The 15,191-nt window shown below is 37.8% G+C and carries 13 protein-coding genes and 1 tRNA gene; 9 read left to right on the top strand and 5 right to left on the bottom strand.

Features of this window, described 5'->3' with window-relative positions; all coding sequences use genetic code 11:
* Positions 1-69: 69 nt before the first annotated feature.
* A complete protein-coding gene (topA, locus tag A3GE_RS0101955) occupies positions 70-2,676 on the top strand; it encodes a type I DNA topoisomerase (RefSeq protein ID WP_018355602.1) in 2,607 nt (868 codons plus the stop codon).
* A gap of 61 nt (positions 2,677-2,737) precedes the next feature.
* On the opposite strand, the gene A3GE_RS0101950 is transcribed toward topA, so the two are convergent.
* From A3GE_RS0101950 to fnr, 3 genes are all read right to left on the bottom strand, one after another.
* Positions 2,738-3,571, bottom strand: coding sequence for a DUF4198 domain-containing protein (locus A3GE_RS0101950; protein WP_018355601.1), 834 nt, complete (start codon positions 3,569-3,571; stop codon positions 2,738-2,740).
* A gap of 159 nt (positions 3,572-3,730) precedes the next feature.
* The gene (gene uspE, locus A3GE_RS0101945; RefSeq protein ID WP_018355600.1) at positions 3,731-4,660 is read right to left on the bottom strand and encodes a universal stress protein UspE; all 930 of its coding nucleotides are present in this window, start codon (positions 4,658-4,660) and stop codon (positions 3,731-3,733) included.
* 119 nt (positions 4,661-4,779) lie between these two features.
* Complete coding sequence (gene fnr / locus A3GE_RS0101940) at positions 4,780-5,553, bottom strand: fumarate/nitrate reduction transcriptional regulator Fnr (RefSeq protein WP_018355599.1); 774 nt, start codon at positions 5,551-5,553, stop codon at positions 4,780-4,782.
* A 304-nt stretch (positions 5,554-5,857) separates the two neighbouring features.
* On the opposite strand from fnr, the gene A3GE_RS0101935 reads away from it, so the two are divergent.
* The 6 genes from A3GE_RS0101935 to A3GE_RS0101910 all read left to right on the top strand — a co-directional run bounded on the left by A3GE_RS0101935 (position 5,858) and on the right by A3GE_RS0101910 (position 10,188).
* Positions 5,858-5,943: transfer RNA gene (locus tag A3GE_RS0101935), tRNA-Leu, on the top strand.
* Positions 5,944-6,305: 362 nt separating this feature from the next.
* Positions 6,306-7,133, top strand: coding sequence for a dihydropteroate synthase (gene folP / locus A3GE_RS0101930; protein WP_018355598.1), 828 nt, complete (start codon positions 6,306-6,308; stop codon positions 7,131-7,133).
* Between the two features lie 35 nt (positions 7,134-7,168).
* Entirely contained in the window at positions 7,169-8,503 is a 1,335-nt protein-coding gene (gene glmM / locus A3GE_RS0101925) for a phosphoglucosamine mutase (protein WP_018355597.1), read from the top strand.
* A 58-nt stretch (positions 8,504-8,561) separates the two neighbouring features.
* Positions 8,562-9,047 (top strand): phosphohistidine phosphatase SixA, encoded by a 486-nt coding sequence (gene sixA, locus A3GE_RS0101920; protein ID WP_018355596.1) that lies wholly within the window; start codon positions 8,562-8,564, stop codon positions 9,045-9,047.
* A gap of 240 nt (positions 9,048-9,287) precedes the next feature.
* Positions 9,288-9,854 (top strand): hypothetical protein, encoded by a 567-nt coding sequence (locus A3GE_RS0101915; RefSeq protein WP_018355595.1) that lies wholly within the window; start codon positions 9,288-9,290, stop codon positions 9,852-9,854.
* Positions 9,855-9,921: 67 nt separating this feature from the next.
* The gene (locus A3GE_RS0101910) at positions 9,922-10,188 is read left to right on the top strand and encodes a YcgL domain-containing protein (protein WP_018355594.1); all 267 of its coding nucleotides are present in this window, start codon (positions 9,922-9,924) and stop codon (positions 10,186-10,188) included.
* 240 nt (positions 10,189-10,428) lie between these two features.
* Here the strand turns inward: A3GE_RS0101910 and can are convergent, their stop codons facing one another.
* Both can and asnS read right to left on the bottom strand, forming a co-directional pair.
* Positions 10,429-11,112, bottom strand: coding sequence for a carbonate dehydratase (gene can / locus A3GE_RS0101905; RefSeq protein WP_018355593.1), 684 nt, complete (start codon positions 11,110-11,112; stop codon positions 10,429-10,431).
* Positions 11,113-11,177: 65 nt separating this feature from the next.
* Positions 11,178-12,581 (bottom strand): asparagine--tRNA ligase, encoded by a 1,404-nt coding sequence (asnS, locus tag A3GE_RS0101900; protein ID WP_018355592.1) that lies wholly within the window; start codon positions 12,579-12,581, stop codon positions 11,178-11,180.
* Between the two features lie 141 nt (positions 12,582-12,722).
* On the opposite strand from asnS, the gene sohB reads away from it, so the two are divergent.
* The gene (sohB, locus tag A3GE_RS0101895) at positions 12,723-13,781 is read left to right on the top strand and encodes a protease SohB (protein WP_018355591.1); all 1,059 of its coding nucleotides are present in this window, start codon (positions 12,723-12,725) and stop codon (positions 13,779-13,781) included.
* A 211-nt stretch (positions 13,782-13,992) separates the two neighbouring features.
* On the top strand, positions 13,993-14,853 hold the full coding sequence (locus tag A3GE_RS0101890) for an OmpA family protein (RefSeq protein ID WP_018355590.1): 861 nt from the start codon (positions 13,993-13,995) through the stop codon (positions 14,851-14,853).
* Positions 14,854-15,191: the final 338 nt, after the last annotated feature.

Raw genomic sequence — 15,191 nt, 5'->3', positions numbered from 1 at the left:
TGATTTTGCTAGCGTAACTTTGCACTATACCGCCAATTTTACAAAATGCTAGCAAAATTGGGTAATCAAATGAGTAAATCTTTGGTGATTGTCGAGTCACCGGCAAAAGCGAAAACCATTAATAAATATTTAGGTAATCAATATGTGGTGAAATCCAGTGTGGGACATATTCGCGATTTACCGACTGTGGGTACAAGTACCGGTGAAAAAGCCAAACCTATTTCAACGAAGGGGATGAATGCTGACGAAAAGGCGAAAGTGAAAGCAGAGAAGGAACGTAATGCCCTAGTAAAACGAATGGGGATTGATCCCTATCATGGCTGGAAAGCAAATTATCAAATTCTGCCCGGTAAAGAAAAAGTCGTATCAGAATTAAAATCTCTTGCCAAAAAAGCGGATCACATTTACCTCGCCACCGATTTGGATAGAGAAGGGGAAGCCATAGCTTGGCACTTACGTGAGGTAATTGGTGGTGGTGATGAGCGCTTTAGCCGCGTGGTATTTAATGAAATTACCAAAAATGCAATAAAACAAGCTTTTGATAAACCGGAACATTTAAATATGGATCGCGTAAATGCTCAACAAACACGTCGATTCTTAGATCGTGTTGTAGGCTTTATGGTTTCACCGCTTTTATGGAAAAAAATTGCTCGTGGATTGTCTGCCGGACGCGTACAATCTGTTGCCGTGAAATTGTTGGTAGAACGTGAACGGGAAATTAAAGCATTCCAACCGGAAGAGTACTGGGAAGTTTCCGTTCTAACTCAAACTTTAGGCAAAGAAAGTATCCGTTTGGATGTGACTGACTATCAAGGAAAAAAATTTGATCCTAAAAATCAGAAGGAGGCCCAAAGTGCGGTCGATTTTCTGAATATTTCTGATTACGTTGTCACAGATCTGGAAACCAAACCAACCACTTCACGCCCTCGGGCCCCTTTTATTACTTCGACATTGCAACAAACCGCAAGTACCCGTTTGAGCTTTGGGGTGAAAAAAACCATGATGCTCGCACAACGCCTTTATGAAGCGGGGTATATCACTTATATGCGTACGGACTCGACAAATTTGAGCCAAGATGCGCTCAATATGGCTCGTAGTTATATCGGAAATCGCTTTGGTGCACAATATTTACCGACAAAACCAAATTTTTATTCAAGTAAGGAAAATGCACAAGAAGCCCATGAGGCAATTCGACCATCAGATATCAATACATTACCGGATTATTTGGAAGGAATGGATAAAGATGCGGTGCGCCTTTATGATTTAATTTGGCGTCAATTTTTAGCCTGCCAAATGCCGCCGGCGCAATATGATAGCAGCACACTAACTGTTACCGCCGGTGATTATACATTGAAAGCAAAGGGTAGAATTTTACGTTTTGATGGCTGGACGAAAGTCTTACCGCAAATGGGAAAAAATCCTGAAGATCAAGTGTTGCCGGAAGTGGTGGTTGCTGAAAAATTAAGTCTGAAAGAAGTACAACCAAGCCAACATTTTACTAAACCACCGGCTCGTTTTACCGAGGCTGCATTAGTAAAAGAATTAGAAAAGCGGGGAATTGGCCGCCCTTCTACTTATGCGGCGATTATTTCGACGATTCAAGAACGTGGCTATGTGAGAACGGAAAACCGCCGTTTTTATGCCGAAAAAATGGGGGAAATCGTCACCGATCGCCTCAATGAATCTTTTGGTGATTTGATGAATTATGATTTCACTGCCAATATGGAAAATGTGCTTGATCAAATCGCTTCAGGTTCGGCAAATTGGAAAACAGAATTAAATCAATTTTTCAAAGATTTTTCTAATCAGTTATCAAAAGCGGAACTGGATGAACTTGAAGGCGGAATGCGCCCAAATAGTTTAGTAGAGACCGGCATTCAGTGTCCGACCTGTAGCAGAAATATGGCTATTCGTACTGCAAGCACAGGAGTATTTTTAGGTTGTACCGGTTATGCTTTACCGCCTAAGGAACGCTGCAAAACGACGATCAATTTAATTCCAGAATCCGAATTATTGAACGTATTGGACGAATCTTCCGAAACAAAAGCTTTAATGGAGCGTAAACGTTGTCCAAAATGCGATACCGCTATGGATAGTTATGTGATTGATACTCATCGTAAAATTCATATTTGTGGTAACAATCCAAATTGTGATGGTTATTTGATTGAAGAAGGTTCTTTCAAAATTAAGGGCTATGACGGGCCTGTTGTTGAATGTGACAAATGTGGTGCGGATATGCACTTGAAATTAGGTCGCTTCGGCAAATATATGGCTTGTACTAAATGTGATAATACACGCAAAATTTTGAAAAATGGCGAAGTTGCACCACCAAAAGAAGAGCCGGTACATTTCCCTGAACTGAAATGCGAAAAATCCGATGCTTATTTTGTATTACGTGATGGTGCAAGCGGGGTATTTATGTCAGCCCATAATTTCCCAAAATCACGCGAAACACGCCCTGCAAAAGTCGCTGAATTAGCATTATATCGGGATCGTTTGCCGGAAAAATTGGCATATTTAGCCGATGCCCCAACAAAAGATCCAGAAGGGAATGAAGCCATTATCCGTTTTAGCCGTAAGGAGAAAAAACAATATGTAACTTCAGAAAAAGACGGCAAAGCAACAAAATGGATTGTTGATTTTATTGACGGAAAATGGGTTGAGCGGAAAAAATAGAAGATAAAAAGTGCGGTTAAAATTAACCGCACTTTTGTTTTTAATCGGCATTATGTCTCTTTTAATGATGATGTTCCGGTTTTGCAGGGAGTTTATCTAAACCTTTTCCTACGGGAAGAATTAACGTTGAATAACTTGCCGATTGTTGGCAAATATTTTGATCGGCAAATGGCGTTTTATGAACGACTTTGATTTTCCAAATACCGTCAATTAACGGGATGATATTTACTCGTCCCAGGTTGTCCGTTTTACCGGAAAAACCTTGGGGTTCACGATGACTCGTTGCTGCTTCCAAATCTTTCACAATAACCGTATCAGCCGTTGCAATCACTGTTTCCCCTGCTAATGGCACTTCATTATAGAAAATTTGAACAGGGAAGGCTTCGCCTGATTTTGCTTTACTTGGATCTTTCAACGGGACGATTTCAAGAGGTAATCCTACTCGAGTCATTGCCAGTTCGGCGTTTAAAGGTTTTTTTCCTACTGTAACCAGACCTTTACCGAACATTTGGGTTTGCTCACAGTAAGTGGCATTTGCTGTACCTTGCATATTATCCATCTTCCAACCTTCGGCATTTTGTGACCAAAAAGTTGGTTTGTAGGTTGCAGTGATCCAATAAGAACCTGACTTTAAAGGTTTTTCAGATTGATATTGATAATTTTCACCTTTTTGGATCAAGGTTTGATGTTCGCCATCTTGGTTGATGATTTCCATCGGTGAAAAAATATGTAAGCGGGCATCAGGAATTTTTTCAACGTAAGGGTAGTCTCCATAAGCAAGCTCTGCTTTTAAAATATTTTCAGCTTTTAATTGTTGTGGTGCGGATATCCAAACTTCGTGTGCTTGTACACTAGCGACAGAAAGGGCTAACCCTAGGATTAGATTTTTTTTCATTACTTCTCCTTTAAATGAAAATTATTCTTAAAAAGTGGGAGGGGAATATAGAAGAAAAGTGAAGGATGAGCGAGTAATTTTTTTTAAATTTGTGAGGTAGATCACAAAAAAAGTGCGGTCAGAAAAATGGATGTTTTAAACTGACCGCAGTTTTTACAATTAATCTTCTTTTTTGGAAGGTTTAATAGCGAGTAAATTGCAATTTAATTTGCTGATAACGTGTTCTGCAGTATTACCAAGTAATGCCGCAGATAAACCGGTGCGACCGACTGTACCGAGTATCACTAGCTCTGCTTCAATTTTTTGTGCCACTTCAGGGATAACGTCTTCAGGAAAACCTTCATACACGTGTGTATGATCTTCATCAATACCGAATTTTTGACGTAAGGTTTTCATATTAATTAAATGTTGTCCACGAATGCTATTTTCATAGCCCATTGTATTAAATTCAGGCAAATCAATTGCCATATTAATTGGTGTGACAGGATAGGCTGCAACAAGATGAACATTACCACGGTTTAGTCTTTCCGCGAGAGAAATACCGGTTGCGACAAGTTCTTGATTAAACTGATCCTGATAATCCTGTTCACCGGATACATTGACAGCAATGAGAATACGACGTTGATGCTTCCAATTACCATCACGAACCATAAGTACAGGAATCGGACATTTGCGTAATAACTGCCAATCCACCGGAGTAAAAATAAGAGAGGTTAAACTTTCCTCATCTTTGGTATATTTCACAACTAAATCATATTGGTTTTTTTCAACTTCTTCACGAATACCTTCCGCTTCATTACTGTTCCAAACAATATGGGATTCAAATTCAATCTGTGGATCTGCGTATTTGTCTAGATAAAATTGAACAGCTTGACGATGTTGCTCAATCGCTGTTTTGTGCATTTCCTCACGTTCATCAGAAGACAGTAAGGCTGTCATTTCATAAGATAAATCGTAAACGGTTAGTAACGTTGTGATTCTGACTTTTTCAATACTTTCTTGCTCTTTTACCAAGCGAACAGCACGAGCTAGAGCATATTGTTTTTCATTATCCGGATTAAGAACAACTAGGATATTTTTAAATTTCATGACAATCTCCTTGGTTATGCTTATAGCATAAAAAAGAATTTATGATATGACAAGAAAATAACTTTAAAAAAACAGATAGAGTGCAAATTAATAAAGCATCTGAAAATCATATCCAACTTTTATTCTGTCATCGTGATTTTTGTTTTATGTATACCGGAAAGTTTTATTAACTCATTGATATTATTTATAATAATATATTTTCCTTGGACAGAAAGTACACCTAATTTTTGGAATCGACCTAAGAGGCGACTAATGGTTTCAACCGTTAAACCAAGGTAATTACCAATATCACCACGTGTCATAGTTAAACGAAATTCTTTTGCGGAGAAACCACGGAGAGAGTAGCGTTTGGAGAGATTATGGATAAATGCGGCAAGACGTTCTTCGGCATTCATTTTAGAAAGTAATAAAATCATTTCTTGATCTCTTTTGATTTCACTACTCATTAAACGGACTATCTGATGACGAAGTTTGGGCATTTTTCCTGAAAGTTCGTCTAAAATATCAAAAGGAATTTCACATACCATAGAGGTTTCTAAGGCTTGCGCAAAACTAGGATGCTTCATATTAGTAATTGCATCAAAACCTACGACATCGCCCGGTAAATGAAAAGAAGTAATTTGCTCTTCACCTGTTTCACTGACTGTATAGCTTTTAATCGTGCCGGAGCGGATAGCATAAATAGAATTCAGTTTGTCGCCAGCTTTAAATAATATTTGTGATTTCTGAATAGGTTTTTTGCGTTCAATAATGTTATCTAATTGGTCAAGTTCATGCTCATTTAATGTGAAAGGAATACAAAGTTGGCTAATACTGCAATCCTGGCAATGAATAGCTCCACCTGTTGGTTGAGTTCGAGATCCAGTCTTAGTTTCCAAAATGAAATTTTTCATTTAACCCTCAGATTTTTAAATAATAAATAATAGTGTAAAATTGATCTAGCTCAAAGATTCTAACACTAAATAGGGATTTTCAGAAGGTGGTAGTAGAAAAATTAACAAAGAAAAGGTTGGTTCAAATTTTGGTGACACTATGTGTTCTGGGAGGCGTATTTATTTGGCGATATTTTTTGTCTTAAAATGCTGTTAATAATAGTAAAAGGATAAGTTTGATTAATTTTAAATCAAATGATTTTAAAAAGTAGAGTTTTTACTTGCGACGACATTTTATATCCGTATAATTCCCCACATACCCATTGCCTGGGTGGCGAAATTGGTAGACGCAGCGGATTCAAAATCCGCCGGTGAATAACCGTGTCGGTTCGAGTCCGACCCTAGGCACCAAACAGAATTTTAAACATAGAAAGCCGCTTTAATAGCGGCTTTTTTGTTGCCTAAAAATCCTTTATTTTCATTGGCTTGCAAATAAAATTAAAACCATTAACTTGTATATAAAATTAGTATTTGAGTTTACGAAAGATATGTGTCAAAGAGAATAAAGATATGATTTCGGATAATTTATCAAAGAGAGAATATGTGGACGTCTTTACGGGGTAAGCTATAGAGTTATTGTGAAGCACTAGGCCCTTATAGGGTAGCCTAAAAACCGCCGTTTTACGTGCGGATTGTTATCGAATGATTTTTTTTCTTAGCATATTTCGTTATAATTTCGTCTTCAAATTTACCCTAAAAATTGACCGCACTTTATGAAACTTTACGCCAATCACAAATCTCTTGATTTATCATTCCCACAGATTATGGGAATTTTAAATTTCACACCAGACTCTTTTTCAGACAGCGGAAAGTTTTTTAGCTTTGATAAGGCATTATTTCAAGTAGAAAAAATGCTAAATGAAGGGGCAAGTATTATTGATATTGGTGGTGAATCCACACGCCCAATGGCGGATGAAGTATCGGAACAAGAAGAGCTACAACGGGTTGTGCCCTTAGTAGAAGCCGTGCGACAACGTTTTGATTGTTGGATTTCCGTAGATTCATCAAAAGCCACAGTAATGCAAGAAGCAGCAAAAGTGGGTATGGATTTAATTAACGATATTCGTGCGTTGCAAGAACCGAATGCGTTAGAAGTTGCGGTAGAATTGGATTTGCCCGTTTGTATTATGCATATGCAAGGGCAACCAAGAACGATGCAAGCCAATCCCCAATATCAAGATGTGGTGCAAGACGTGCTGGCTTTTTTACACCAACGCTCGGAACAATGTATTACAGCAGGAATAAGAAAGGAAAATTTAATTTGGGATATGGGATTTGGTTTTGGAAAAACCGTTCAACACAATTATAAGCTATTGCAACAATTAAGTAGATTTTGTGAAGAGGAATATCCTGTGCTTGCCGGGTTATCACGCAAATCAATGATTGGCGCGGTGTTGGATAAATCTGTTGATGAAAGAATGGTCGGGAGCGTTGTAGGGGCATTAATTGCGGCTCAGAAAGGGGCAAGGATTTTACGTGTGCATGATGTGGCGGCAACGTCCGATATGCTAAAAATTTGGCAGGCGACAAAAAACGCCTAATTTTTTAGAAAAATTGATAAATAAAGGAATTTATTATGGCAAATCGTAAATATTTTGGTACGGATGGCGTACGTGGTAAAGTCGGTACTTATCCGATTACGCCGGATTTTGCATTAAAATTAGGTTGGGCGGCAGGTAAAGTGCTAGCCTCACAAGGATCAAAAACAGTCTTAATTGGTAAAGATACACGTATTTCCGGCTATATGTTGGAGTCTGCGTTAGAGGCGGGCTTAGCCGCAGCCGGTTTGTCCGCTGCTTTTACGGGGCCAATGCCAACTCCGGCAATTGCTTATTTAACCAGAACTTTTCGTGCGGAAGCAGGTATTGTTATTTCAGCATCTCACAATCCTTATTATGATAATGGCATTAAATTTTTCTCTGCGCAGGGAACGAAATTACCAGACGAAATTGAAGAAGCAATTGAAGCTATGCTTGAACAGCCAATGGATTGTGTTGAATCGGCTGAATTGGGTAAAGCTCGCCGTATTAATGATGCGGCAGGGCGTTATATTGAATTTTGTAAAGGTACGTTTCCCGCCCATTTAGGATTAGAAGGCTACAAAATTGTGGTAGATTGTGCCAATGGTGCTACTTATCATATTGCACCTAACGTATTGCGTGAACTCGGTGCAGAAGTGATTGAGATTGGTACTGAACCAAATGGGGTCAATATCAATGAAAAATGTGGTGCAACGGATGTTCGGGTATTACAAGAAAAAGTTTTGGAAGTGAAAGCGGATATTGGTTTAGCTTATGACGGGGATGGTGACCGAATTATGATGGTGGATCACCTTGGGAATAAAGTCGATGGTGATCAAATTCTCTTTATTATTGCCCGTGAAGCACTGCGTTCCGGTCAATTAAAGGGTGGTGTAGTAGGGACATTAATGAGTAATATGAGTCTTGAAATTGCATTAAAAATGCTAGGTGTACCGTTCCTACGTGCAAATGTAGGCGACCGTTATGTACTTGAAAAAATGCAGGAAAATAATTGGACGCTTGGTGGTGAAAATTCCGGTCATATTATTATTTCCGATAAAAACACGACAGGGGATGGAATTGTTGCTTCATTAGCGGTGTTGGCTGCAATGGTTCAACATAAACTTTCACTCAATGAATTAGCCAGTGCGGTAAAATTATTCCCTCAGGTATTAATTAATGTGCGTTTTACTGGAGGGGAAAATCCATTAGAGAGCGAGGCAGTGAAAGCTGTTGCAGCAGATGTTGAAAAACGTTTAGAAGGCAAAGGACGAATTCTATTGCGTAAATCCGGTACTGAGCCTTTAATTCGTGTGATGGTAGAATGCCAAGACGGAGAACTTGCACAGCAATGTGCAGAAGAAATTGCTGAGGCAGTGAAAACAAACTAGTTTTATTGACCGCTCTAAAAAAGAGCGGTCAGTTTTTATCTTAATTTAGGAAAGCAATATGAAAATTTTTATTATGCGCCATGGTGAAGCAGAAGTGATGGCGAAGACAGACAAAGATCGTTGTTTAACAGAATATGGAAAAAAACAAGCTTTTGCCCAAGGTGAGTGGTTGAAAAATAATGCAAGATCAACCACACTTCCATTTAACCGTATATTAGTAAGCCCCTATCAACGTGCTTTGGAAACTTTTGAACAGGTTAATTTAGCATTTGATTCAGCGCTACAACCTCACTTAGAAATTTGGGAAGGGATTACACCTTATGGCTCGGCAGAATTAGTCATAGATTATCTGTCAGTGCAGGAAAAGGAAAGCGTTGATTCCGTTCTTCTTATTTCCCATTTACCATTAGTCGGGGAGATTGTTGCAGAGCTTTATGGTAAACGAAATCCGATTAGTTTTTATCCGGCCACGATTGCTCAAATTGGTTGGCAGGATGGAAAAGGAGAGATCATGAGCTATAGCTATCCCCCGGAAATGCTTTGATTTGTATAAAAGATAGGCATTCTATATTTTTTGATTTCTTTACAAAAAATAAATTTTAAAATTGGAACTTTTAAAAAATATTTTAATTTCAATTAATTAGGGAGCCTGGCTAAGATTGAAAACAGTTTTTTATTTTTATAAAGTGTAAATTTTGTTTTCGACTATTTTATTTTTTCGTAAACTATGTTTCACGCAAAGTAGGTATGCTTTGCTAATTTGTATACTCAATTAGGAGGTAAAATGAAAAAGACAGTATTAGCGACATTAGTGTTAGGCGCAAGTTTAGCCGTCACAGGTTGTTTTGATAAACAAGAAACAACACAAAAAGTTGAAGCTGCAAAAGAGGCGACTGCCAATGCAGCAGCTGAAGTAAAAGATGCGGCAGTAAGTGTGGCATCAGATGTTAAAGATTCGGCAAAACAAGCTGCTTCAGATGTTAAAGAGGCAGCAAAGCAAGCCGTTTCTGATGCGAAAGAGGCAACAATGAATGCCGTGGATTCTGCAAAATCCGTAGTAGCAGATGCAAAAGATAAAGCTGTGGAAAAAGCAGCTGAAATGAAAGATGCAGCAGTAAATAAAGCTGAAGAGGCCGGAGCGGCTGCAAAAGCTAAAGTTGCAGAAGTGAAGGATTCTGCGATGGAGAAAATGGCAGAAATGAAAGATGCAGTAAGTAACAAAGCATCTGAAGTGAAAGAAGCTACGGCAGAAAAAGTGGATTCAGCAAAAGATGCAATGTCTTCAATGAAAGAATCTGCAACTGAAAAAGCGGCTGAAGCTGTGGATGCAGTGAAAGACGCAACAAAATAGTCTTATATAAATTAAAGAGATCCCCATAGGTGTTATCCCGTGGGGATTTTCTTTATGGAGCAATCAGATGCTATGCGCAATTTATAAAAGTAAGAAAAAACCGGGGAGTTACCTTTATATTCAAAAACGTGATGATTTTTCTGCTGTTCCCGGTAATTTATTAGAATATTTTGGTAAACCGGAGCTTGTGATGATATTTAATTTATCCGGCAATAAGCCGCTTTATCATGCCAATAAAAATGAAGTCGAGGAAAAAATTAGATCACAGGGCTTTTATTTACAAATACCAAAACAGGATGATGGATTATTTAATAGTTTGAGTGAAATCAAATAACTTTTGATTATCCGGAAACGAAAATGTACGACATTATGCAACAAACGCATAAACAGGAATTTCAATAAAACGTAGGTAGGATCACACTTGCATTTATCTGTTATGAAATCAAATTATTTCAATATGTTATAAGCGAAAACACGCAGTGTGTTCCTACAAATAAATCCTAAATTAGGTCTTTGCAACAGCTACATAATGCTGAAATTATAAAAAAGTGCGGTCAATTTTAACCGCACTTTTTTATTCAATGTGTTCCTTTTTAAGGATATCTTCTTCACCCAAGGTAAGTAAGCGGGCAGTGGCGTTACGATAGGAAATTTCAAGGCTTTCACGACTTGTAGCCATCACACCTTGATCAACTAAAAATCCATCATTTACATCATACACCCAGCCATGTAAAGAAAGTTTTTGCCCTCGTTCCCAAGCACTTTTTATAATGGAAGAGCGACCAAGATTATAAACTTGTTCATTGACATTAATTTTAGTCAGCATATCAGCACGTTTTTCCGGTGAAAGTTTTCCAAGTAAATGACTGTGTTTAAACCAAATATCACGAATATGGAGTAACCAATTATTAATTAAACCGAGATCTTGATCTGCCATTGCGGCTTTAATACCACCGCAATTAGTATGTCCACAAATGATAATATGCTCAATTTTTAATACATCAACCGCATATTGTACAACTGAAAGACAGTTGAGATCAGTATGAATAACTTGATTTGCCACATTTCGATGAACAAATAATTCACCCGGTTCTAAGTTTGTCAGTTTTTCTGCAGGAACACGACTATCAGAGCAGCCAATCCAAAGATAATGGGGAGTTTGGTGATCTGCAAGTTCTTTAAAATAAGTGGAATTTTCCTCTTTCATTCTTTGTGCCCAGCTTAAATTATTGGCAAAAAGCTGTTCAATTTTGTTCATTTTGCTTTCCTTACAATAATAAAAATTTGACCGCACTTTTTGTGCGGTCAAATTATCTTTTTTGATTAAAAATTCGCATTACGCGGTGTACGAGGAAATGGGATAACATCACGGATATTTTGTATCCCTGTGACATACACAATTAAGCGTTCAAACCCAAGTCCAAAGCCGGAGTGAGGCACAGTACCATATTTACGAAGATCTCGATACCAATAATAATCTTTCGGATTTAAGCCCATTTCTTCCATGCGTTTATCAAGCACTTCTAGACGTTCTTCACGCTGTGAACCACCGATAATTTCACCGATTCCCGGGGCTAACACATCCATTGCGGCAACAGTTTTACCATCGTCATTTAAACGCATATAGAAGGCTTTGATATCTTTCGGATAGTTTTTCACGACAACCGGAGATTTAAAATATTCTTCTGCTAAATAGCGTTCATGTTCAGAAGAAAGATCGATTCCCCAAGAAACCGGGAATTCAAATTTCTTACCAGATTTTAATAACACATCAATGGCATCGGTGTAATCAATTTGAGCAAAATCTGATTTCACAAAGTTTTCTAAACGGGTAACGACATCTTTATCAACGTGTTTCTCAAAGAAAGTAAGATCATCTTTGCGTTCGTCTAACACCGCACGGAAAACATATTTCAACATGTCTTCAGCCAGTTTTGCATTATCCTTTAATGTAGCAAAGGCAACCTCCGGTTCGACCATCCAGAATTCTGCAAGATGGCGGGTGGTATTAGAGTTCTCCGCACGGAAAGTTGGACCGAAAGTATAAATTTTACTTAATGCACAAGCATAAGTTTCACCGTTTAGCTGACCGGAAACTGTTAAAAAAGATTCTTTACCAAAAAAATCTTGGCTAAAATCGACCGCACCTTTTTCATCACGTGGAAGATTTTCAAGATCCAACGTAGAAACTCGGAACATTTCTCCCGCACCTTCCGTATCTGAGGCTGTAATAAGTGGGGTGGCAACCCAATAAAACCCTTGTTCATGGAAGAAACGATGAATAGCTTGCGCTAAACAATGGCGTACACGTGCTACGGCACCGATAATATTGGTACGTGGGCGTAAGTGTGCGACTTCTCGCAAATATTCGATAGAATGGCGTTTCGCTGCCATTGGGTAGGAATCAGGATCTTCAACAAAACCTGCTACTTCGACCTTTTCGGCTTGTAATTCAACAGCTTGGCCTTCTGCTGGTGATTCAACGACTTTACCTGTCACAACCACGGAACAGCCGGTTGTGAGACGTAAGATTTCGCTTTCATAATTTTCAATATCGTTGTTAATAATTGCTTGGATAGGATCAAAACAAGAACCGTCATATACAGCTAAGAATGATAGTCCGGCTTTAGAATCGCGACGAGTACGAACCCAACCGCGTACTGTAACGGTTTCACCTATCGAGACTTTTCCTTGTAGCACATCAACAATTGATGCAATTTTAGACATATAAACCTCTAAGCGTAAAAATATGAGATAAAAAAGTGCGCTTAGTTTACCTTAAATCCCGAAATTTTCCATAAAAAGTTAGAGCTTGACGCGGGACTCAAGTAGAATATCCAGACCATAAATAATTAGAGGAGAGTATTTATGTGGTTAGATATTTTAACCGGGTACGGTATTTTTATTTTAGAAATTTTAACAATTTTGCTTGTCATCGCAGCGATCGCCGCATTTATTATTTCCGCTCGCCGGACTAAGGAAGCGGCACAAGGCGAATTGGTGATTACCAATTTATCTGAGGAGCTTGAAGAGAGAGTCAAATATTTGCGTGATTTTCATTTATCAGATGAAGAATTGAAACAGCAAAAAAAAGTGGAAAAGAAAGCGGAAAAACAAAAAACAAAAGATTTAAAGGCAAAATTGAAAAAGGGAGAACCGCTCGAGAAGTCTAAACCGAGCGTTTATGTTTTAGATTTTAAAGGGGATATTTCTGCTTCACAAACAACTGCACTTCGTGAGGAAATTTCAGCTATTTTGAATGTAACTAAGCCCGATGATGAAGTATTGTTACGTTTAGAAAGCCCTGGTGGCGTCGTGCATGGATATGGTTTGGCTGCTTCACAATTGGCGCGTTTAAAACAAAAGGGAATCAAATTAACTATTGCGATCGATAAAGTTGCAGCAAGTGGTGGTTATATGATGGCTTGTGTCGCTGATAAAATCATTGCAGCACCTTTTGCTATTATTGGTTCGATTGGGGTGGTTGCTCAAGTACCAAATATTCATCGACTATTAAAAAAACATGATGTTGATGTCGATGTAATGACAGCGGGAGAATTTAAACGTACGGTGACGATGTTGGGCGAAAATACAGAGAAGGGTAAACAAAAATTCCAACAAGAATTGGAAGAAACTCATGGATTATTTAAACAATTTGTTCAGCAAAATCGACCGCACTTAGATGTTAACAAAGTTGCTACCGGTGAACATTGGTTTGGTACTCAAGCTCTGGAATTACAATTGATAGACGGTATTTCTACCAGTGATGATCTTTTGCTTGATATGATGAAAGATAAATTAGTTATTGGTGTGAACTATAAGATTAAAACGCCATTCTTAAAAAAGTTGGGACAACAGGTGGAAGAGAGTGTTGATGCACTTATTCAGCGCTATATGAATAAGACTTCTCAGGATTTTATTCATTAAGCTTTTTATTTTTTATATTTACATTACTTTACAAAAATGATTATAGTGGAATACTTTACTCATAGTCTAATATTAATATTTACAAAGTTGGCTTTTACTATTAGTATAACCTCCCGAAACTTTTATAGTTTTCTCACTTGGAATTAGTAAAGTTTAGTTTGTGTGTTTCTTAATTACAAGGATGACACTTTAACGATTAAAAGGTAAAAACATGAAATTATCTCGTATTTTATTGTCTGCTGTTGCCGTTGCAACGGTTACAGCTTGTGGTAATTTAAGCAAAGTTACTTCCGCAGGTATGCCTGAATATAAAGATGTTGATGGTGTTCAAGTACCTCAACTTGTGTGGCCAAAAATTGATAACTCCGGTTTCAACCATGATGGTAGTCAATTTGGTTCATGGCCAAACTGGGATAATGTTCGTATGATCGAACGTGGTATGAACAAAGATCAACTGTATAATTTGATCGGTCGTCCACACTTCTCTGAAGGTTTATACGGTGTGGAAGAATGGGACTACGCATTTAATTATCGTGAAAACGGTGTGCATAAAATTTGCCAATATAAAATCTTATTTGACAAAAATCATAATGCCCAAAGTTTCTTCTGGTATCCAAACGGATGTAATGGTCAGGCAGCATATACACTAAGCGGTGATTTCTTATTTGACTTTAATAAAGATGTGTTGACTCCACGTGGTAAAGAAGTAGTTGATAATGTTGCTGCACAATTGAAATCAGCTGATGCTAAAGAAATTAAAGTTGCAGGTTATACTGACCGTTTAGGTTCTGACGCTTACAATATGGATCTTTCTCAACGTCGTGCAAACCGTGTGAAAGCACGTTTAATTGAAGATGGCATAACCGCACAGATCACAGCTATTGGTTATGGTAAAAATCCACAAGTGAAAGCTTGTGAAGGTTTCCGCCACGCAAGTCAAGAAGAAAAAGATTGTTTACGTCCTAACCGTCGTGTAGAAATCTCTTCTTCAGGAGCTTTAAGAAAGCTGCATCAAGAAGCAAGCCACATGAATGGTGGTACACAAGGTCCTGCACCACTTTATAAAAAATAATAATTTTGACTAAAAAATAGCATAACTTTGGTTATGCTATTTTTTTATGTTAATTAATTTTCTAAGATTTCAGAATTTCCTAAAAGCAATAGCTAACTGCAATTAATTGTATCGTTATCCTTTCCAATAGCCTGTAAAAGTGCGGTCATAATTTACGTAGAATTTATAAGAACAAGCTCATACACTGTAACAGCCCTAATTACGGCAAATTTAACCTTTCGTTTAAAAAACTTTTGATAACACCTAGTATTTAAAAATTGTCATTTGACTCTAATTGGAGAAGATACCTTAAACACAAATAAAAACGTGATTTTTTAATGTGTTGGTATTATTATTAG

Source organism: Rodentibacter pneumotropicus DSM 21403, assembly GCF_000379905.1.
In the GTDB taxonomy this organism is placed as follows: domain Bacteria; phylum Pseudomonadota; class Gammaproteobacteria; order Enterobacterales; family Pasteurellaceae; genus Rodentibacter; species Rodentibacter pneumotropicus.
The sequence above is the reverse complement of the archived record's forward strand: the minus strand, read 5'-3'. Positions and strand labels throughout refer to the sequence as shown.